We start from the raw sequence: 19,595 nt of genomic DNA, 5'->3' as shown, positions 1-19,595 counted from the left end.
CCACCCGCACCGCACCCCGCCACCCACGCGCCGGATCACGGCAGAGCGGCAGTGCCGGGAAGAGGAGCGGAAAAGCCGTGAAAGGAGACGACGTATCCATGATCTGGGGCCACGAGATTCCGCTCGGGAGCCTGTGTGAGGTGAAGGCCGGTCCGTCCGGGTCCTTGCTGGACAGCCTGCACGACGGCCCCGACGGAGTGCCGGTGATCTCACCGCCGGATCTCACCGACGACCACACAGTGGACACCCGGCGGCTACGGCGGGTGCCGTGGGACGAGACGAAACGCCTCTCCCGGTTCTCGCTGCGGGAGGGCGACATTCTCATCGTGCGGCAGGGGGCGCTCGGCCGCCTGGCGCTGGTCGAGGCGGAACACGCCACCTGGCTTTACGGCTCGTCCTGTCTGCGCATCAGGCCCCAGCGGGAGCGCGTCCTGCCCGAGTACCTCGTGTCGTATCTGTCGTATCCGCCTGTGCAACGAGTCATGCTGGGCCAGTCCACCCCGGGTACAGTGCCTTCGCTCAACTCGGCGATGCTGAACGAGTTGCCGGTCACCGTGCCGCCCCTGGGCCGGCAGCACGCTGTCGTTGAAGCCCTGGCGGATGTCGACACCCGGATCAGGATCCAGCGGCAGATGGCCGATCGCCTGGAGGCACTGCGGCCGGCCATCTTCGGAGAGCTGATCCAGGGAGCAAGGCGCACATGAGTCTGTTTACCCTCAGTCAATTGGAACGGGCTCTCTTCGCCGCTCCCGACATCCTGCGCGGCAGGATGGACTCGTCGCAGTACCGTGAGGTCATCTCCGCGATGCTGGTCCTCAAACGGGTCTCGGACCAGCCCGGCATCCTTCGGGTGTCTGACCGCGCGCGCTGGTCCGAGATCGTCGACTACGAGGGCAAAGCGCCGGGGCGTGTTCTCAACGAGGCTCTGTGGGAACTCGAGGAGAGCAACCCCGAAGCGCTGAAGGGCGTGTTCGAGGCTGTCGACTTCGACGTAAGGCTGAGCCGTGCCGAGTTGAAGGCACTGGTCGATCACTTCGACCGTATTCCGCTGAACGACGGCGACCTGGAGTTCGGCGATGAGGTCGGGCGTGCCTACGACTACCTCCTGGGCGAGTTTGCTGTCAGTGCCGGGAAACGAGGCGGGGAATCCTTCACGCCCCGTTCTGTGGTCCGACTGATGGTGCGTCTGGTCCGGCCTCGGGAGGGACAGTCGGTCTACGATCCGTTCGCCGGCTCGGGCGGCATGCTCGTTCAGGCAGGGCAGTACGTCGACGAGCATGGCGGAAGGGGCGCGGACCTCGCCCTCTTCGGGCAGGAGAAAAACGCCGCAACGTGCTCCACGGCCCGGTTGAACCTTCTGTTGCACGGCCTTACGGACAGTTCGGTGCTCTGCGGGGACACACTGACCGATCCGCTCCACTCACTGCAGGACGGGCACCTCAGGCGCTTCGACCGTGTGCTGACCAATCCTCCCTTCTCGATGAACTACTCCGAGAAGGAGATGAGGCATCCGGAGCGGATGAAGTACGGCTGGACACCCGGGCAGGGTAGGAAGGCCGATCTGATGAACGTCCAGCACGTGCTGGCCACACTCCGCCCGGACGGGATCGGAGCGGTCGTCACCCCGCATGGTGTGTTGCTCCGGGGCGGGGCGGAGGCGGAGATCCGCCAGGGAATCGTCGAGGACGGCCGGCTCGAAGCGGTGATCGGTATTGGACCGAACGTCTTCTATGGCACGGCCATCCCCGCCTGCATCCTGGTGCTGCGGGGTACGAACGGAACACCGGCGGATCAACGCGGCCAGGTGCTGTTCATCAACGCCGAGCGCGAAGTAGTCACGGGGCGGTCGCAGAACCGACTGGAGCCGCAGAACGTGGAAAAGATCGTGGGCGCCTTCCGTGAGTGGGCGGACATCCCCGGCTTCTCGCGAGTGGTGTCTGCGGACGAGATCGCGGACAACGACTTCAACCTCAACATCCGGCGCTACGTCGACGCGGGTCCGCCTGCCGAGCCATCGCTGGACGTCCGTGCCGCGCTGTTCGGCGGGGTGCCGAGAAGCGAGGTCGACGCGGAAATGAGGAGGTTCCAGGCCTTCGGTATCGGCCTCGCCGACCTGTTCATGACGAAGGGTTCCGGCTACCTCGATTTCCCGGGCCGCGGTTGCGAGGCGACCGCAGTGCGTATCCAGGACTTGGCCGCTGCCCGAGAGCGGGACTTCATCGACCGCTGCCGTTCCTGGTGGCAGGGAGTGGAACCACGCATTGCCGAACTTGCGGGTACGAGAAGGCTGTTGATGTCGCGTTCCCGGCTCATGGCTTCTTTCCGTGAGGAGCTCCTGCCCGCCGGGATCCTGGACCGGTACCAGTTGACTGGTGCCTTCGCGGCATGGTGGGCCGTCCGGCAGGACGATCTGAGAAGCCTGGAACGCCGGGGCTTTCCTGGGGTGATCGACCGGTGGACGGTGGCCGACGGCCGACCTTCGTATCTTCCTGAGAGCCTGGCATGCGAACGAGTGCTTGACGTCCTTGGTAAGGACCTTTGCGATCGTGTGGAGAGGCTCGCTGCCGCGGAGCGACAGGGACTGGTCGACCTCTACCGCTCATGGGGTGACCGGTACGGGACCTCTTACACGGACTTGGAGAGACAGAGCGAGGCCGCTGCGGAACGGCTCAGAGCCCGCCTGGAGGAACTCGGTTACACCTGACCGGTCCGCCCTGACCCGGAGCCGCCGTCCAGGAGCGGAACCGCCGTCCCTGTCACCCTCCGCTCGGTTGCCAGACCGCGGTGAGTGCGGCGGCCGGGTCGGTATCGGCCGGTGCCGCAGGCCACCATTCGCCGTCGTCCTCCTGGAGGTAGGGGTACCAGCGCGTGTCGGGGCCCAGACGCAGTTGGACGCCGTGGTTGGTGAGGGTGAGGCGGTTGCGCCAGACCCTGAGGGGGACGGGGGCCGTGGTCATCTCGGTGAGGGCCGTGGTCAGGGCTGTGCGGGCGGCCGTCATCGCCGCCGGGTCGGGGGTGTGGGGCTGTTCGGCGACGGCGAGGCCGGTGGGGCCGCCATGGCGCCAGGCGCGGGTGAGGCGGGCGAACGTGGTGGGTCTGCCACCGGTGTTCTCGACGAGGCGGTGGAACCACTCGAGTCCAGGGCCGCTCGCGGCGATCCGTACCGCGTCCTGGTGCTGGGTCAGGTACAGGGAGGTGGTGTCGCCCAGGAGAAGCCGCGCGGCGCGGGTGGCGGCGTCGGCCATGAGGCGCTCCAGGTCCGTGGTGGCCAAGCCGCTGCCGGGCGGCGGGGTGACGGGGAGCGCGGTGGTGTGGCCGGCTGGGTCGGTGGGTTCGGGCAGATGGGGGGCGTGTCCGGCCCAGCTGGCGTACGCGGCGGCGGCCGGGATGCCGATCGGGGCTGGTGGGGTGACGATCTCCTGGCTCGCCGTACGACGTGTGCGCAGCTGGGCGAGGACTTTCTCGCGGCCGCGGCCGCGCAGCGCGAAGAGCACGAACGGGTCGGCGTCGATGGTGGTGGCGATGGCGTAGCAGAGCGCGGCGGCGTGCTTGCAGGGATATCCCCAGTCGGGGCAGGAGCAGGCCGGGTCGAGTTCGGTGGGCAGCGGGAGAAGGGGGACGCCTGCCTGGCGGGCGTCGTCGACGAGTTCGGCGGGCATCTCGCCGTCGAGGAGCGCGGCGAGATGCCCGGCTCGCGCCGCGACGGTGTCGAGCAGGGTGTCCCACTGGGCGTCGGTGAGGACGGGCAGGTGGACCGAGGAGCGGTACGGGCGCGGCCGGCTGCCTTGGACAGCGGCTTTGACCTGGCCCGGAGCGACGGTGGTCGTACCGACCTTGCCCTGGCGGGCGTAGGTGCGTCCGCGGGACAGGCGTCCCGAGTCGAGGGTGGATTCCTCCAGGGCCGTCACCCATGCCTGGCCCCACCAGGTCGCGGCGAAGGCACGCCTGCCGCGGGTGGGCGCGCGGCGCGGGTCGGGGAGTGAGGGGTTCATGGCTGCCTTCCAAGAGCGACGAGTTCGGCGAGGTCGGCGTCGGACAGTTCGGTCAGGGCTGCCTCACCGGAGCCGACGACAGCGTCGGCGAGCGCGCGCTTGGATTCCAGGAGCTTCGCCACCTTGTCCTCCACGGTGCCCTCCGCGATGAGCTTGTGCACCTGGACGGATCTGTCCTGGCCGATGCGGTAGGCGCGGTCGGTGGCCTGGTCCTCGACGGCCGGGTTCCACCAGCGGTCGTAGTGCACTACGTGGGTGGCGCGGGTGAGGTTGAGCCCGGTGCCCGCCGCCTTCAACGACAGTAGGAACACCGGTACTTCACCGCGCTGGAAGCGTTCCACCATCTCCTCGCGCCGGGCGACCGGTGTGCCGCCGTGCAGGAAGAGGGCGGGGATGCCGCGCTCGGCGAGATGTTTCTCCACGAGGGTCGCCATCTGCTTGTACTGGGTGAAGACCAGCACCGATTCGCCCTCCGCGGTGATGGTGTCGAGCAGTTCGTCGAGCAGGTCGAGCTTGCCGGAGCGGCCGCGCAGCGGCGTGGACCGGCCCAGGCTGTGCTCTTTCAAATACTGGGCCGGGTGGTTGCAGATCTGCTTCAGCGCGGTGAGCAGCTTGAGTACCAGGCCGCGGCGGGCGATGCCCTCGGATTCCGCGATCTTCGCCATGGTCTCGCGGACCACCGCCTCGTACAGGCTGGTCTGTTCGGTCGTCAGCGAGACGACGCGGTCGGTCTCGGTCTTGGCCGGCAGCTCGGGTGCGATCCCTGGGTCGGATTTTCTGCGGCGCAGAAGGAAGGGGCGGACGAGACGGGACAGGCGCTCGGCGGCCTCGGAGTCCTCGCCGGCCTCGATGGGGCGGGCGTACCGGTCGCGGAACGCGGTGAGCGGGCCGAGGAGTCCGGGAGTGGTCCAGTCGAGCAGCGCCCACAGTTCGGAGAGGTTGTTCTCCACGGGGGTGCCGGTGAGGGCGACGCGGGCGCGGGCGGGCAGGGCGCGCAGTTCGCGGGCGGTGACGGCGTAGGGGTTCTTGACGTGCTGGGCCTCGTCGGCGGAGACCAACGACCAGGCGGTCTCGGCGAGGACTGCGCGGTCGCGGCGCAGTACCCCGTAGGTGACCAGGACGATCTCGTCGCCGGCCAGGTCGTCGAGGTGGCGGTCGCCGCCGTGGTAGCGACGCACGGGAGTGGACGGCGCGAACCTGGCCGCCTCGCGCTGCCAGTTGCCGAGCAGGGAGGCGGGGCAGACGACGAGCGTAGGGCCCGCGGTGGCGGGGTCGGTCTGCCGGTGCAGATGCAGGGCGAGCAGGGTGATGGTCTTGCCCAGGCCCATGTCGTCGGCGAGGCAGCCGCCGAGGCCGAGTTCGCATATCTCGGCCAGCCAGGCGAGGCCCCGCTTCTGGTAGTCACGCAATGTGGCCTTGAGCGCGGCGGGTTGTGGGGCGGGGATACGGGATTCGGGATCGCGGATACGGGTGACGAGGTCGCCGAACTGGCCGACCGCCTCGCAGGGGACCGGGTCGCCGTCCCTTTCCACCTCGCCGGTCAGCGCGGCGCTCAGCGCCTCCATGGGGGTGAGCGGTTCCATCCGGCGGCGTCTGGCGCGGGCCACCAGTTTCGGGTCGGCGACCACCCACTGGTCCCGTAGCCGGACGAGGGGGCGGCGAGATTCGGTGAGGGCGTCCATCTCGGCGTCGGTGAGCGGCTCGCCGCCGAGTGAGATCTGCCAGCGGAAGTCGAGGAGTGCGTCGGCGTCGAGGAGGCCGCTCGCGCTGGAGCCGGGGGCGGTGCGCTGCCCGATCTCCGCGGTCGCGGTGAGCGCCTTGACCAGCTCGCGCGGCCAGTGCACGTCGACACCGGCCGCGCGCAGTGCGTCGGTTGCGTCCCCCAGGAGGTCGAAGGCTTCGTCGTCGGTCAGCCGGAGCTCGTCGGGGGCGGCATCCTTCAGCAGCCGCTGGAGCGGGGGCCAGGCACGGGCGCCGCGGCGCAGCGCGAGCAGCGTCTCGGTCTCGGCGCGCGGGCCGAGTAGCCGCTCCACCTCGGCCGGCTCGTTCCACAGCCGTGCGGCGTCGACGACGAGCGCCGGGTCCGCCTCGGTATGCAACTGCAGGACGGCCCGGAACTGCCGGCGCCGCCCCTCGGGCAGGTCGACGCGCAGCGAGACATCGACCTCTGCGGTGAACGCGGCGGTGGTCTCCTCGGCCCATTTGCGCAGGGCGGGCACGGCACGCGTCTCGCGCCAGGCGTACGGCAGCGCTCCCATGGCGAGCGGCGCGGCCGGAGTACGGACCAGATCGTCGGTGACCGCGTCGCAGAACTGGCGTAGCAGCGCGGCCGGTTCGGCGATCCGCAGCGGGGCGGGACCGGGCTTGGGCAGACAGTGGGCGTGGGGCGGGAAGGCGGCAGCGAGGGCGTCCAGCGTCTGGCGCTGGGCGGCCGTGTAGGGGCCCGCCTGCCAGGTGTCGTAGCCGCCGGGGGTGAGGGCCGGATGGAGACGGCCGTCGGCGAGCAGCCGCAGCGCGAAGCGAGCGGCGGCCTGCCAGGCTGCGGCGGACGGATGCGGCGGCTGTGCCCCGGCCAGGGCGGCTACTGCGAGGGCGACGGGAAGCGCATAACCCCCCACCCTGCGCCGCCGGACCGACCGGCCATGCGGCAGCACCAGTTCCACCGACTCGGTCTCGACGCCCGCGGGTGCCACGCCGCCGTCGGCTGCTGCCCCCACGGGCTGCCACAGCAGCAGCCGTCCGAGGCGGGCGGGCTCGCCGGGCAGGAACACCGCCGCCCAGCCGTCGTCGAGCAGACCCCTTGTGAAGGCGGTTGCCTCCGGCGTGGCCGGCAGCGGTGCGACTCTCGTGCCCGTGTGTGGTTCTCGTAAGACGACCCGTGCCACGCTCTTTCGCCCCATTGATTCCAGGCGGCCCTCACCGCGCCCCACTCATCACCCGACACGTTCGGGCCCGCCTCACCCGCAGGCACGGGCCCTGTCCGACGTGGCGCCCGTGCGCTGATCGGCCGCTTGCCGACGCCGGGCAGGCCCATCATGGCGGCCGGCACAACCGCGTTCAAACCCGGACGCACGGTGGTGGTCCCTTTTCGTCGAGCACGGCTTCGGTCTCACCCGCAGTGGGTACCCTTCGCCCGCCCGCTGGCGTGTGAGGAGCGAGACGACCACGGGGCGCATATCGCAGTATGCTCGGGTCATGGGTGACACGACACGTATCACGGTGACGCTGCCGACCGAGCAGGTCGCCGAGCTGAGGAAGCTCACCGACAACGTCTCCGGTTATGTCGCCGAGGCGGTGGCACGCCAGCTGCGGCACCAGCTACTCGGCGCCGACCTGCGGCGCCACCAGGAGGAGAACGGAGCCTTCACCGAGGAGGAGCTGGCGGAGGCGCGTTCCAGGATCTTCGGGACGACGGACGCCGGCGGGTCGGCGAGCGCTGCGTGAACGAGCACGTCGAGACCGTCGTCCTGGACTCCCAGGGGCTCTCCGCCTGGATCGCACAGGACCGCAGGATTCTCGCGATGTTCCAGGTGTTCCATGCCATGGGCGCCGACTGCGTTATCGGAGCCAACACCATCGTGGAAGTCAGCCACACCCGGGTGAACATGCCCCGGCTGCGGTGGGCGTTGTCCTGCGTCAAGGTCGAGCCGGTGACCGAGGATGCGGCGAAAGCGTCCGCGGAACTACTCAAGGCCGCGGGTCTGCACGGCCATAAATACGCGATCGACGCGACTGTCGCCGAGGCGGCACTGCGTCAGCCGGGTCCGGTGGCCATCCTGACGTCCGACCTCGATGACATGGCCCGGCTGTGCGGTGACCACGTCCGGCTCATTGGCATCTGAGCCGGAGAGAACGGATTCGCCCAGGTCATGCCGCGATAGGTGAAAAAGGCTTGACCGAGGTGACAAGGGTTCCCAAGCGCATACGCTGTGTCGCCGTCGCCGCAGCGGTGAGCGTGGGGACCGCACCGAACCACGGTCCGTCCCGGAAGGAACGCCAGGACAGGTGGTCGTAGGTGTACGCGGCGTGGAAGCCGAGTTCCTCGGCGCGCCGCCACTTCTCGCCACCTTCCTCGTGCCAGCGGTCGACGGGCAGGATCACAGTGCTCAGTCGCATGGGGACGACCCTACGAGAGACCGAGCAGGTGTTGCATCGACTGCGCGGCGCGGACGGCGGCGTCACCGCAGCAGTTGTTGAACAGGACGTGGACCTCACGCGCCTGCTCGGCCATGTCGCGGACGCGCGGTGTCCACTCGGAGAGTTCTTCGGGTGTGTACGAGTGGCGGAACCTCTCTTCCTTGGTGCCGGTCCCCCACGCGCTGTTGCGACCGTGGAAGCGCACCAGGGCGAGTTCCGGGGTGGTGACCCGTACGACCGGTGGTACGGAAGCGGGAAGCGTCTGCACCATGTCCACGGCCACGGCGGCCGTGTCCAGCTCCGTCAGCAGGGCGGTCGTCGCACCGACGTGCTCATCGCGCCACCAGCCGGGGTGTCGGAACTCCACGGCCATCGGCCATCCCGCGGCACGCTCACGGCACCGGCGCAGGAACTCCACGGCCGGCCTACCCGGTACGAGCCGGTGCGGGAACTGGAAAACCAGCGTCCCCAGGCGGCCGGATGCGCGCAGTGGTTCGAGGGCCGCGCTGTACCGTTCCCACACATCATCGAGCAGTCCGGGATCGATGCCTGCCCGCCCCCGTTGCCGTGCGAGGGCCGGGCGCAGTTCGGCGGGCAGTGCTTCCGGCCGTGTCGGATGCCCGGTGAGCAGGGAGAACGCCTTCACGTCGAACCGGAAGCCCTCATGGGTGCGGTCGGTCCACAGAAGGCTGTTACGGGTGCTGGGCAGCCCGTAATAGGTGGAGTCCACCTCGGCCACCGGGAACCGTGTGGCGTAGTGCCGCAGTCTGCCCTCCGCGTCGCGGCGGCCTGTCGGATACCAGCCGCTGGACACCAGCGCCTTGTCCGTCCACGAGCAGGTTCCGACCCGGATCTCTCCCATCCCGCCAGTCTTCCCCGGACGCGGTGACGGATTCGTCCGGCACGTGGGGTCATCCGCCCGGCGGTCCGCAACGGGCCCCGGTTGTTCCGCCGGAGCCGCCGGTCAGTGGACGTTGCCGTTCCCCCAGGGCGTGAGCGGGGCGACCAGCCGCCGACAGGGCGGGAAGAATCGCCCCTTCACATGGGAGAGACCGCCGGCGTCGACGACTCAGTACGACATCTGGCCTCGTCCCGCGCCGTGCCACACGCCGGGATTTCCGTGGGGTCGAACCAACGGTGGTGTCTGTCCGGTTCAGCTCGTAGTGGATGGACAAGGCTTGACCGAGGTCATCAGGGTGCCCAGGCGCATCCGGTCGGTGACGGCCGCGGCGGCGGGACGAGGGGATCACGGTGCTCAGGCGCGGAGTCATGTCCTCGAGACCAGGTTCTGACGGGCCTCCCGGAGCGCAGGTGTTTCACGTGAAACCATCACTGCGCCTCCGGCGAGTACCGCACCTTCGGCGGTCACCGGCTCCGGCGGTCACCGCACGTGGGCACTCAGCCAAGGCGTGAGGACGATCATCGGGATGAACTCCTCGTGTGCCCGGCCCCCGGGCAGGGGTACGACCAGGAAGTGGCCCGGCGGGAAGCGCCGGCCCCGAACGTGGGCGAGGCCGTCGAAGACGGAGCGGAGGAAGGCGGGCACGTCGTCGCGGGCGATGTCGGGGCATTCCACGCCCTCCACGTCGATCAGGGCGTCGTCCTCGGGATAGAGCCGCACGCTGACCCGGGGCAGGCCGCCGAACTCGACGTAGGCCTCATGAGGGAGGGAGCCGTCCGGGTCGGTGGTCACGCCCACACCCGCCGCGGTGCGGCGTGATGTCTGGTCGGCGCCGATGTCATGAGTGACCTCGATCTCGCGCTCGTACACGTCCGCGAGCGCCCGGAGGGCGTTGACTGCGGCCTCTGTGGTGGGCAGATGTTCCATGCCGCTGATCATGCGTCGTTGCCGGCCATCGGGAAACGCCGCGTCAGTGGTTCGAGGGGAACCGCAGATACCCAGGAGGCACGGTGCCGGTCAGCCACACGCCGTTCGCGCTCACCCGGAAGGCATGACCGTCGCGGTCCATGGCGGCCGCGTCCACGGAGAGGACCACAGGACGTCCTCTGCGGGCACCCACGCGGGTCGCCGTCGCGCGGTCGGCGGAGAGGTGCACGTCGTGCCGGTTCATGGGCAGCAGACCCTCGACGCGGATGGCGGCCAGGTGCCGGGCGACGGTGCCGTGGAAGAGATACGGCGGCGGGGTGGCCGGCGGCAGTCCGAGGTCGACCTCGATGCTGTGCCCCTGGCTGGCGCGGATCCGGGTGCCCTCGGTCGCGAAGCGCTGCTTGTCGTTCGCGGTGACGACGTGGTCCAGTTCCGCCCGGGTGAACCGGAAGCCGTGTGCGGCCGCCGCGGCGATCAGCGTGTCGATCTCGACCCAGCCGGCCTTGTCGAGGGTCAGCCCGATCGCCTCGGGCTGATGGCGCAGATGTCTGGCCAGGTACTTCGACACCTTCACGGTGCGTCTTTCATCCATCCGCCCAGCCTGCCGGGAGAGACGTGCATCACGCGATCGAATATGCCAGGGATGTTGGATCCACAGGCAGGACTGTTTACCCACAGCGGAGGGGGACAACCCTGTGGGCCCCCGCAGCGGCGCCCCCGATGCGCCCCGCCTCGGGGCCGACACGGACCCGGTGCCCCGGGCCCACCCCACCATGACCTCACACCGTTCGGTTCACACCGGCGGCTTCACCCGCGCGATCCTGCGCAGTACCCCCGGCATCCACCGCGCCACCGCGTACGCGCCGCGCGCCTCCGGGGTCACCGGCACCACCGCGTCGTCCCGCACCACCGCGCGCAGAATCGCGGCGGCGACCTTCTCCGGAGGACAGTTGCGCAGCCCGTAGAGGCGGGCTGCCCGCCATCGGTGGCGCTGTTCCTCCTCGGCGTCCGCGCCCGCGAAGCGCGCGCTGGAGGTGATGCCGGTGCCGACGATGCCGGGGCAGACGGCCGTCACGCCGATCCCCCGTTCCGCGAGCTCCGCGCGCAGGCACTCGCTGAGCATCAGCACCGCCGCCTTGGAGGTGCTGTAGGCGGGCAGTGCCCGGGACGGCCGGTACGCCGCGGCGGACGCCACGTTCACGATGTGACCGCCCTGCCCGCGCTCGGTCATGCGCGCCCCGAAGAGCCGGCAACCGTGGATCACGCCCCACAGATTGACGTCGAGGACCTGTTCCCAGTCCTCCGGGGTGGTGTCGAAGAAGGAGCCGCCCAGGCCGACATCCGCGTTGTTCACCAGGACGTCCACCACGCCGTGCTCCGTGGTGATCTCCTCGGCGAGTTCCTCCATGGCCGGCGCGTCGGACACGTCCACGGTCTTGGCCCAGGCCGCCGACGCTCCGGCCGAACGGGCCTCCTCGGCGGTGCGGACAGCCGCCTCCGCGTCCCGGTCGACGGCCACCACGCGCGCTCCCGCCCCGGCGAACGCGAGCGCCGTCGCCCGCCCGATGCCGTTGCCCGCCCCGGTGACCAGGACGAGCTGTCCGCCGAACCGGTCCGCGTACCGGCCCGGGACGGTGGTCTCCGTCCGGCCGTCCTCCACGGAGGTCACGAAGTCGGTGATCCATGTCGTGAGCTGGTCGGGGTGGGTCCGTGGCACCCAGTGCTTCGCCGGGAGCACCCGGCGGGTCAGCCGCGGTGCCCACCGCTCGAGTTCGTCGTAGAGCCGCTCCGACAGGAACGCGTCCCCCAGCGGCGTGACGAGCTGCACGGGCGCGTGCGCGTAGGCGTCGGTTCTGGGATCGCGCAGCCGGGCCCGGACGTTGTCCCGGTACAGCCATGCCCCGTGCGCCGCGTCCGACGGCAGGGACGAGGCCGGATAGCCCTCGCTGTCCCCCTTGCTCCCGCCGGGGACGTTCTCGAACCACTCCAGGATGCGCGGCCAGTGCCTGCCGAGCGGACCGCGCCAGGCCAGTTCGGGCAGCACCGGCGTGTGCAGCAGGTACACGTACCAGGACTTGGCGCCCTGGCCGAGCAGCTGGCCGACCCGGCGCGGGGTGGGCCGCCGCAGCCGGCGGTTGATCCAGTGACCGAAGTGGTCGAGCGACGGCCCGGACACCGAGGTGAACGAGGCGATCCGCCCCTCGGCACGCCCGACGGTGACGAACTCCCAGGCCTGCACCGAGCCCCAGTCGTGCCCCACCAGATACACCGGCTCGTCCGGGCTGACCACGTCCGCGACGGCCAGGAAGTCGTCGGTCAGTTTCTCGAGGGTGAACCCGCCCCGCAGCGGGCGTGGCGCGGTGGACCGCCCGTGGCCGCGGACGTCGTACGCCACGACGTGGAAGTGCTCGGCGAGGCGCGGCGCGACCTCGGACCACACCTCCTTGCTGTCGGGGTAGCCGTGCACCAGGACGACGGTCGGCCGCCCGGGGTCGCCCAGCTCCGCCACGCACAACTCGACACCACCCGTGCGTACCCGGCGCTCACGCGCGCCCCGCGGCACCGTTCCGGACAAGTCCGTCACCCCCCTCCACCCCGCGCCGGCGTGCGCTGGGCCCGAGCGGGCCCCCGCGCCGTTCCCGCCGGCGGACACCGCACCGCGGCCGCGCCGTGTGCCCGAACCACCGGCTGCGCTACGTGTCCGCAGCGTGACACCAGCGAATCTCGCAGCTCGCCGGAGGCCGGGTCAAGAGGGGCCCTCGGGGGCGCACACAGCTCCTGGCGGAGATCCCCTACGGGCTCGTACAACTCCAGACGGAGGCGAAGACAGCTCTCCGGTCTGACGACCCGCGTGGCGCGGGTCACTATCGTCGGGGATGTGACTGTGATCGCGACCGAAAGCCTGAGCAAGCGGTTCCCCAGGGTGACCGCGCTTGACCGGCTCTCCATGGATGTCGGACCCGGTGTGACCGGGCTCGTCGGGGCCAACGGAGCCGGCAAGTCCACGTTGATCAAGATCCTTCTGGGTCTGTCCCCCGCCACGGAGGGCCGCGCCGAAGTGCTCGGCCTCGACGTCGCGACCAAGGGCGCCGCCATCCGGGAGCGGGTCGGCTACATGCCGGAGCACGACTGCCTGCCGCCGGACGTCTCGGCCACCGAGTTCGTGGTCCACATGGCACGCATGTCCGGCCTGCCGCCCACCGCCGCGCGGGAGCGCACCGCGGACACACTGCGCCATGTCGGCCTGTACGAGGAGCGCTACCGTCCCATGGGCGGCTACTCGACCGGCATGAAGCAGCGCGTGAAGCTCGCGCAGGCCCTGGTGCACGACCCGGACCTGGTCTTCCTGGACGAACCGACCAACGGTCTCGACCCCGTCGGCCGCGACGAGATGCTCGGCCTGATCCGCCGTATCCATACCGACTTCGACATCTCGGTCCTGGTCACCTCCCACCTTCTGGGCGAACTCGAGCGCACCTGCGACCACGTGGTCGTCGTCGACGGCGGCAAGCTGCTGCGCTCCAGCTCCACCACGGACTTCACCCAGATCACGACGACTCTCGCGATCGAGGTCACCGACACCGACGAGCACCCCGACGGCACCCGCGCGGTGCGCGACGCGCTCCACGCGCGCGGGGTGACCGTCCAGGACGGCAGCGGGCTGCCGGGCTCCGGACACGTCCTCCTGCTCACCGCCCAGGGTGAGGAGACCTACGACCTGGTGCGGGACGTGATCGCCGACCTCGGACTCGGCCTGGTGCGCATGGAACAGCGCCGCCACCACATCTCCGAGGTCTTCACGAACGACACGGACACCGGCGCAGGCACGGATACAGGAACAGACAAAGACACCGGGGCCGGCGGCGGCAACGGCGAGCAGCGGAAGGAGGCGGTCGGCCATGGCGGTTGAGCAGCCCCTGCGGACACCCGCACCGACGCCGGGTGACCAGACCCGGATCCACAACATCGGCTACCGCTCCTACGACGGGCCCCGCCTCGGCCGCTCCTACGCGAGGCTCTCGCTGTACTCGCAGTCCCTGCGCGGCTCCTACGGACTCGGCCGCTCGGCGAAGTCCAAAGTGCTGCCGATGCTGCTGTTCGTGGTGATGTGCGTGCCCGCCGCCATCATGGTCGCCGTCGCGGTCGCCACGAACGCGAAGGAACTGCCCGTCGAGTACACGCGCTACGCGATCATCATGCAGGCCGTCATCAGCCTGTACGTCGCCGCGCAGGCACCCCAGTCCGTCTCGCGCGACCTGCGCTTCAAGACGGTTCCGCTGTACTTCTCGCGGCCCATCGAGACCACGGACTACGTGCGCGCCAAGTTCGCGGCACTGGCCTCGGCCCTGTTCATCCTGACCGCCGCTCCCCTGCTCGTGCTCTATGCGGGCGCGCTGCTGGCCAAACTCGATTTCACCGACCAGACCAAGGGATTCGCGCAGGGGCTCGTCTCCGTGGCACTGCTCTCACTGCTTTTCGCCGGCATCGGCCTCGTCATCGCGGCGGTCACCCCGCGCCGCGGCTTCGGCATCGCCGCCGTGATCGCCGTCCTGACCATCTCCTACGGCGCGGTCTCCACCCTCCAGGCGATCGCGGACGTCCAGGACAGCTCCGGTTCGATCGCCTGGATCGGGCTGTTCTCGCCCATCACCCTCATCGACGGTGTGCAGGCCGCCTTCCTGGGCGCGAGCACCACCTTCCCGGGCGGAACCGGACCCTCGAACGGCGAGGGCGTGGTGTACGTCCTCTTCACCCTCGGCCTGATCGCGGCCTGCTACGGCCTTCTGACGCGCCGCTACCGGAAGGTGGGCCTGTGACCACGCTCTCCATCGACCACGTCTCCCGCTGGTTCGGCAACGTGGTCGCCGTCAACGACATCACCATGACCATCGGCCCCGGCGTCACGGGCCTCCTCGGCCCCAACGGCGCCGGAAAGTCCACCCTCATCAACATGATGGGCGGCTTCCTCGCCCCCTCCACCGGCACCGTCACCCTCGACGGCCAGGCCGTGTGGCGCAACGAGAAGATCTACCGGCACATCGGCATCGTCCCCGAGCGCGAGGGGATGTACGACTTCCTCACCGGCCACGAGTTCGTCGTCGCCAACGCCGAACTGCACGGACTGGGCGCCAAGGCGGCCCAGCGGGCCCTGGCGACGGTCGAGATGGAGTACGCGCAGGACCGCAAGATCGCCACGTATTCCAAGGGCATGCGGCAGCGCGTGAAGATGGCCTCCGCGCTCGTCCACGAGCCGTCCCTGCTCCTGCTGGACGAACCGTTCAACGGAATGGACCCGCGCCAGCGCATGCAGCTGATGGACCTGCTGCGGCGCATGGGCGACGAGGGCCGCACCGTGCTGTTCTCGTCCCACATCCTCGAAGAGGTCGAGCAGCTCGCCTGGCACATCGAGGTCGTCGTCGCCGGCCGGCACGCGGCCAGCGGTGACTTCCGCAAGATCCGCCGCCTGATGACGGACCGCCCGCACCGCTACCTGGTGCGCTCCAGCGACGACCGTGCCCTCGCGGCCGCGCTGATCGCCGACCCGTCCACGTCCGGCATCGAGGTCGACCACAACGAGGGCGTCCTGCGCGTCCAGGCCGTCGACTTCCCCCGCTTCACGTCCCTGCTGCCCAGGGTCGCGAAGGAACACGGCATCCGCCTGCTCACGGTCTCGCCGTCCGACGAGTCCCTCGAGTCCGTCTTCTCGTATCTCGTCGCGGCGTAGGAGGCCGAACCATGTACGACCCCACAGTCGCCCGACTCACCTACCGGGCCCTGCTCGGCCGTCGCAGGGCCCTCATCCTGGGCGCCCTGCCCCTGCTGCTGATCGCGATCTCCCTGGCGGTGCGCGCCCTCGCCGGTGCCGACGACCAGACCGCGGCCGACGTGCTCGGCGGGCTGGCGCTCGCCACCATGGTGCCGATCATCGGTGTCATCGCCGGCACCGGCGCCATGGGGCCCGAGATCGACGACGGCTCGGTGATGTACCTGCTGTCCAAGCCGATCAAGCGGTCCACGATCATCTTCACCAAGCTGATCGTGGCGATCGCCGTGACGATGGTCTTCTCGGCGGTGCCCACCCTGATCGCCGGCTTCATCCTCAACGGCAACGGCCAACAGGTCGCCGTCGCCTACACGGTGGCCGCGCTGGTCGCCTCCATCGCGTACGCGGCGCTCTTCCTGCTGCTCGGTACGGTCTCCCGGCACGCGGTGGTGTTCGGGCTGGTCTACGCGCTGGTCTGGGAGGCCCTGTTCGGCTCCCTGGTGCCCGGCGCCCGCACGCTGAGCGTCCAGCAGTGGTCGCTCGCGGTTGCCCAGAAGGTCTCCGGCGGTGACCTGGTCACCTCGGACGTCGGTCTGACGACCGCGACGGTCCTGCTGGTCGTCGTCACCGTCCTGGCCACCTGGTACGCCGGTCAGAAGCTGCGCACGCTGACGCTCGCGGGAGAGGAGTGACCTCACCTCGTTCCGCACTCTGTTCCACTCCGGCACACCGGGTACAGGGGGACACCGAGAGCTACGGCTCCTGATCCGGCGGAAGGACCGATCGCGATGGCGGGTGGGGCGTTCGGGCACGACGAACGACGGGTGCACGGGAGCGACGACCGGCCCCACCCCGGCCCGACGACCCGTTCGACCTCCGGCCCGACGACCGGGCCCGTGGCGGGGACACCGAGGCCGGGGAGAGGGCCCTCACAGCTCCGGACGACGTGATCCTGGACGAGGCCTTCATCCGCGCCGCGGAGACCGCCGAGCCGTCCGCCCGCGCCCGCCTGCTGACCGAACGCTGGCGGCACGAGGAGCCGGATCCGCGGCCCTGGCGCTCCGACGAGCCGCCGACGGGATGGTTCTTCAGCAAGGCACGCCGACGCGGGTGGCGGCGCCGGCGGGGGTGAACGCGGCGGGGCCGCCGGTGGCGGCTCGCTGGCCCATGGACGGCGGGGCTCCGGGCCCCGCCGTCCATGGGCCCTCGGCCCCGCGTCTTCGGCATGTCCTGTCGGCCGGGCCGGGCCCTAAATGAGTGGCATCCGACTCGCCCGGCGGGCAGAGTGGCTGTGTCCGCATCGCCGGGTACACCCGGTGTCGTGATCCGGGAGAGGAGCGGGACGGTGTCCATGCACGGCAGTACGTCCAGCTCCTGCCAGGGCAGCCGACGGCGGGCTCCGGGGTAGTTCCTGCTCCGTTGCCGAGCCCGCCCCACGGGGAGCTGCCCGGGGCGGCCGCTTCGAGCACGCGCATCAGTCGCGTGGGCCGCCCACCCGGAGGATTGGCCGAGAGGTAAGGCACCGGCTTGCTGAGCCGCGGTCGGGCGAAAGTCCGCGCACGTTCGATCCGTGCATCCTCCGCACGACGTTGAACCCGCGACGCCCGCTGAGTGCGGGCGTCGCCGGTTCAGGCCTCTCGGCCCAGCAGTCGCTCCAGCACCACCGCGATCCCGTCCTCCTCGTTGGAGGACGTCACCTCGTCGGCCACCGCCCGCAGTTCCTCGTGGGCGTTGGCCATGGCGATGCCGTGCGCGGACCAGGCGAACATCGGGATGTCGTTGGGCATGTCGCCGAAGGCGATCGTGTCCGCGGCCTTCGCCCCGAGCCGGCGAGCGGCCAGGGACAGCCCGGTGGCCTTGGACAGGCCGAGGGGAAGCAGTTCCACGATGCCTTCGCCCGCCATGGCGACGGTGACGAAACCGCCCGCGGTACGGGTGGCCACCTCGGTGAGTTCGTCGTCGGTGAGTGTCGGGTGCTGGATGTACAGCTTGTTCAGGGGCGCCGCCCACAGGTCCGACGCGTTCATGAGCGGCGTCGAGGGCAGCCTGCCCGTCACCTCGTAGCCGGGGCCGACCAGCACTTCGCCGTCCAGACCGTCGCGGCTCGCGGCCAGGTGCAGCGGACCGACCTCCGCCTCGATCTTGGCCAGCGCCACTGAGGCCAGCTGCCGGTCCAGTGTCACCGACGTGAGCAGCCGGTGCGCCCCGGCGTCGTACACCTGGGCGCCCTGGCCGCAGACGGCGAGCCCTTGGTAGCCGAGGTCGTCGAGGATGGGCCGGGTCCAGGGGACCGCGCGGCCGGTGACGACGATGTGGGCGGCGCCCGCCGCGGTGGCGGCGGCGAGCGCGTCCCGGGTGCGGTCGGAGACCGAGTGGTCGTCACGCAGCAGTGTGCCGTCGAGATCGGTGGCGACAAGCCGGTACGGGAACGGCGCGCTCACGCGGTGACCGGTTCCAGGAGCTCCCGGCCGCCCAGGTACGGGCGCAGCACTTCAGGGACCCGCACCGAGCCGTCGGCCTGCTGGTGGTTCTCCAGGATGGCCACGATCGTGCGCGGCACGGCACACAGGGTGCCGTTGAGCGTTGCCAGCGGACGCACCTGCTTGCCGTCCCGCACGCGGATCTGGAGCCGACGGGACTGGTACTCCGTGCAGTCCGAGGTCGAGGTCAGCTCACGGTACTTGCCCTGGGTCGGGATCCACGCCTCGCAGTCGTACTTCCGCGCGGCGGAGGAACCCAGATCGCCCGAGGCGACGTCGATCACGCGGAACGGCAGCTCCAGCGACGTCAGCCACTGCTTCTCCCACTCCAGCAGCCGCTGGTGCTCCTCCTGCGACTCCTCCGGAGCGACGTAGGAGAACATCTCGACCTTGTCGAACTGGTGTACGCGGAAGATGCCGCGGGTGTCCTTGCCGTGCGAGCCGGCCTCGCGCCGGAAGCAGGGCGAGAAGCCCGCGTACCGGAGCGGCAGCCGGTCGGCATCGATGATCTCGTCCATGTGGTACGCGGCGAGCGGCACCTCGGACGTGCCGACCAGGTAGAGGTCGTCCTTCTCGAGGTGGTAGACGTCCTGGGCCGCCTGGCCGAGGAAGCCGGTGCCCGCCATGGACTGGGGCCGGACCAGGGCAGGAGTCAGCATCGGGGTGAAGCCGGCCGCGGTCGCCCGGGTGATCGCGGCGTTCACCAGCGCCAGCTCGAGCAGGGCGCCGACGCCGGTCAAAAAGTAGAAGCGCGACCCGGAGACCTTGGCGCCGCGCTCGACGTCAATGGCGCCGAGAATCTGGCCGAGCTCCAGGTGATCCCTGGGCTCGAAGCCCTCGGCGCCGAAGTCACGGGCGGTGCCGTGCGTTTCCAGCGTGACGAAATCCTCCTCGCCGCCGACCGGGACGTCGGGGTGGACGAGGTTGCTCAGCCTGCCCAGAAGCTCCTGCGTCTCGGCCGCTGCCGTGTCCCGTGCCGCGTCGGCCGCCTTGACGTCGGCCGCGAGTGCGCCGGCCTTCTTCAGCAGTTCGGCCTTCTCGTCGCCGGCCGCCTTGGGGATGAGCTTGCCGAGCGCCTTCTGTTCGGCGCGCAGTTCGTCGAAGCGGACGCCGGACGACCTGCGCCGTTCGTCGGCGGACAGGAGGGAGTCGACGAGCGCGACGTCCTCTCCACGGGCGCGCTGCGAAGCGCGCACACGGTCGGGGTCCTCACGGAGCAGGCGAAGGTCAATCACGCGGTCAAGGCTACCGGTGCGGGGTGACGCCCCACGACTCACTATTCGACCGGAGCCACTCTTCGACCGTTATAGGTGAATTGCGCCCTGTGTCCATAAGAGTTGATTCGAGGTCTCCATGGGGCGCCTCGGTGGCGACCCGGGGTCGCCCCGGGATCA

The 19,595-nt window shown here is 70.3% G+C and carries 18 protein-coding genes and 1 tRNA gene; 10 read left to right on the top strand and 9 right to left on the bottom strand.

Annotation, left to right across the window (positions count from 1 at the left end; genetic code table 11):
• Window positions 1-98: 98 nt before the first annotated feature.
• Entirely contained in the window at window positions 99-704 is a 606-nt protein-coding gene (locus ACFWVE_RS16250; RefSeq protein ID WP_384013880.1) for a restriction endonuclease subunit S, read from the top strand.
• Window positions 701-2,704 (top strand): N-6 DNA methylase, encoded by a 2,004-nt coding sequence (locus tag ACFWVE_RS16245; protein WP_384013877.1) that lies wholly within the window; start codon window positions 701-703, stop codon window positions 2,702-2,704. Before ACFWVE_RS16250 ends, ACFWVE_RS16245 begins: the two co-directional genes overlap by 4 nt.
• Before the next feature lie 52 nt (window positions 2,705-2,756).
• Here ACFWVE_RS16245 and ACFWVE_RS16240 read toward each other — a convergent pair whose 3' ends face one another.
• The gene (locus ACFWVE_RS16240) at window positions 2,757-3,992 is read right to left on the bottom strand and encodes an SWIM zinc finger family protein (RefSeq protein ID WP_384013875.1); all 1,236 of its coding nucleotides are present in this window, start codon (window positions 3,990-3,992) and stop codon (window positions 2,757-2,759) included.
• Complete coding sequence (locus tag ACFWVE_RS16235) at window positions 3,989-6,826, bottom strand: DEAD/DEAH box helicase (RefSeq protein WP_384013895.1); 2,838 nt, start codon at window positions 6,824-6,826, stop codon at window positions 3,989-3,991. The genes ACFWVE_RS16240 and ACFWVE_RS16235 overlap by 4 nt, the downstream gene beginning before the upstream one ends.
• A gap of 361 nt (window positions 6,827-7,187) precedes the next feature.
• Between ACFWVE_RS16235 and ACFWVE_RS16230 the strand changes: the two genes are divergently transcribed.
• Together ACFWVE_RS16230 and ACFWVE_RS16225 are read left to right on the top strand one after the other, a co-directional pair.
• Window positions 7,188-7,436: a hypothetical protein gene (locus tag ACFWVE_RS16230; protein WP_384013872.1), complete on the top strand. Its 249-nt coding sequence runs from the start codon at window positions 7,188-7,190 to the stop codon at window positions 7,434-7,436.
• On the top strand, window positions 7,433-7,834 hold the full coding sequence (locus tag ACFWVE_RS16225; RefSeq protein ID WP_384013869.1) for a DNA-binding protein: 402 nt from the start codon (window positions 7,433-7,435) through the stop codon (window positions 7,832-7,834). The genes ACFWVE_RS16230 and ACFWVE_RS16225 overlap by 4 nt, the downstream gene beginning before the upstream one ends.
• A 25-nt stretch (window positions 7,835-7,859) precedes the next feature.
• Here the strand turns inward: ACFWVE_RS16225 and ACFWVE_RS16220 are convergent, their stop codons facing one another.
• The 5 genes from ACFWVE_RS16220 to ACFWVE_RS16200 form a co-directional block, all read right to left on the bottom strand.
• Window positions 7,860-8,108, bottom strand: coding sequence for an LLM class flavin-dependent oxidoreductase (locus ACFWVE_RS16220; protein WP_384013867.1), 249 nt, complete (start codon window positions 8,106-8,108; stop codon window positions 7,860-7,862).
• Between the two features lie 10 nt (window positions 8,109-8,118).
• Entirely contained in the window at window positions 8,119-8,991 is an 873-nt protein-coding gene (locus tag ACFWVE_RS16215) for a DUF72 domain-containing protein (protein ID WP_384013864.1), read from the bottom strand.
• Window positions 8,992-9,510: 519 nt separating this feature from the next.
• Window positions 9,511-9,957: a hypothetical protein gene (locus ACFWVE_RS16210; RefSeq protein ID WP_384013861.1), complete on the bottom strand. Its 447-nt coding sequence runs from the start codon at window positions 9,955-9,957 to the stop codon at window positions 9,511-9,513.
• A gap of 43 nt (window positions 9,958-10,000) precedes the next feature.
• Window positions 10,001-10,549: an RNA 2'-phosphotransferase gene (locus ACFWVE_RS16205; RefSeq protein WP_384013858.1), complete on the bottom strand. Its 549-nt coding sequence runs from the start codon at window positions 10,547-10,549 to the stop codon at window positions 10,001-10,003.
• Window positions 10,550-10,750: 201 nt separating this feature from the next.
• Window positions 10,751-12,541, bottom strand: coding sequence for an SDR family oxidoreductase (locus ACFWVE_RS16200; RefSeq protein WP_384013855.1), 1,791 nt, complete (start codon window positions 12,539-12,541; stop codon window positions 10,751-10,753).
• 255 nt (window positions 12,542-12,796) lie between these two features.
• Here ACFWVE_RS16200 and ACFWVE_RS16195 point away from each other — a divergent pair, with 255 nt between their 5' ends.
• From ACFWVE_RS16195 to ACFWVE_RS16170, 6 genes are all read left to right on the top strand, one after another.
• Window positions 12,797-13,867, top strand: coding sequence for an ABC transporter ATP-binding protein (locus ACFWVE_RS16195; protein ID WP_384013892.1), 1,071 nt, complete (start codon window positions 12,797-12,799; stop codon window positions 13,865-13,867).
• Window positions 13,857-14,774, top strand: coding sequence for an ABC transporter permease (locus ACFWVE_RS16190; protein WP_384013852.1), 918 nt, complete (start codon window positions 13,857-13,859; stop codon window positions 14,772-14,774). Before ACFWVE_RS16195 ends, ACFWVE_RS16190 begins: the two co-directional genes overlap by 11 nt.
• Complete coding sequence (locus ACFWVE_RS16185) at window positions 14,771-15,682, top strand: ABC transporter ATP-binding protein (RefSeq protein ID WP_384013849.1); 912 nt, start codon at window positions 14,771-14,773, stop codon at window positions 15,680-15,682. The genes ACFWVE_RS16190 and ACFWVE_RS16185 overlap by 4 nt, the downstream gene beginning before the upstream one ends.
• Window positions 15,683-15,693: 11 nt before the next feature.
• A complete protein-coding gene (locus tag ACFWVE_RS16180) occupies window positions 15,694-16,413 on the top strand; it encodes an ABC transporter permease subunit (RefSeq protein ID WP_384013846.1) in 720 nt (239 codons plus the stop codon).
• Between the two features lie 254 nt (window positions 16,414-16,667).
• A complete protein-coding gene (locus ACFWVE_RS16175) occupies window positions 16,668-16,853 on the top strand; it encodes a hypothetical protein (RefSeq protein WP_384013843.1) in 186 nt (61 codons plus the stop codon).
• A gap of 365 nt (window positions 16,854-17,218) precedes the next feature.
• Window positions 17,219-17,303 (top strand) — tRNA-Ser (locus ACFWVE_RS16170).
• 46 nt (window positions 17,304-17,349) lie between these two features.
• On the opposite strand, the gene ACFWVE_RS16165 is transcribed toward ACFWVE_RS16170, so the two are convergent.
• Both ACFWVE_RS16165 and serS read right to left on the bottom strand, forming a co-directional pair.
• The gene (locus ACFWVE_RS16165; RefSeq protein WP_384013841.1) at window positions 17,350-18,162 is read right to left on the bottom strand and encodes an HAD family hydrolase; all 813 of its coding nucleotides are present in this window, start codon (window positions 18,160-18,162) and stop codon (window positions 17,350-17,352) included.
• Window positions 18,159-19,436: a serine--tRNA ligase gene (gene serS, locus ACFWVE_RS16160; RefSeq protein ID WP_384013838.1), complete on the bottom strand. Its 1,278-nt coding sequence runs from the start codon at window positions 19,434-19,436 to the stop codon at window positions 18,159-18,161. Before serS ends, ACFWVE_RS16165 begins: the two co-directional genes overlap by 4 nt.
• Window positions 19,437-19,595 lie beyond the last annotated feature (159 nt).

It is taken from the genome of Streptomyces sp. NPDC058632 (genome assembly GCF_042717095.1).
Classification (GTDB): domain Bacteria; phylum Actinomycetota; class Actinomycetes; order Streptomycetales; family Streptomycetaceae; genus Streptomyces.
This window is presented reverse-complemented; position numbering and strand designations above follow the sequence as displayed.

Coding starts and splice junctions, on each gene's coding strand:
- ACFWVE_RS16215 (WP_384013864.1), bottom strand. CDS start 8,991: ATGGGAGAGATCCGGGTCGGAACCTGCTCGTGGACGGACAAGGCGCTG.
- ACFWVE_RS16180 (WP_384013846.1), top strand. CDS start 15,694: ATGTACGACCCCACAGTCGCCCGACTCACCTACCGGGCCCTGCTCGGC.
- ACFWVE_RS16190 (WP_384013852.1), top strand. CDS start 13,857: ATGGCGGTTGAGCAGCCCCTGCGGACACCCGCACCGACGCCGGGTGAC.
- ACFWVE_RS16205 (WP_384013858.1), bottom strand. CDS start 10,549: ATGGATGAAAGACGCACCGTGAAGGTGTCGAAGTACCTGGCCAGACAT.
- ACFWVE_RS16210 (WP_384013861.1), bottom strand. CDS start 9,957: ATGGAACATCTGCCCACCACAGAGGCCGCAGTCAACGCCCTCCGGGCG.
- ACFWVE_RS16250 (WP_384013880.1), top strand. CDS start 99: ATGATCTGGGGCCACGAGATTCCGCTCGGGAGCCTGTGTGAGGTGAAG.
- ACFWVE_RS16230 (WP_384013872.1), top strand. CDS start 7,188: ATGGGTGACACGACACGTATCACGGTGACGCTGCCGACCGAGCAGGTC.
- ACFWVE_RS16220 (WP_384013867.1), bottom strand. CDS start 8,108: ATGCGACTGAGCACTGTGATCCTGCCCGTCGACCGCTGGCACGAGGAA.
- ACFWVE_RS16245 (WP_384013877.1), top strand. CDS start 701: ATGAGTCTGTTTACCCTCAGTCAATTGGAACGGGCTCTCTTCGCCGCT.
- ACFWVE_RS16240 (WP_384013875.1), bottom strand. CDS start 3,992: ATGAACCCCTCACTCCCCGACCCGCGCCGCGCGCCCACCCGCGGCAGG.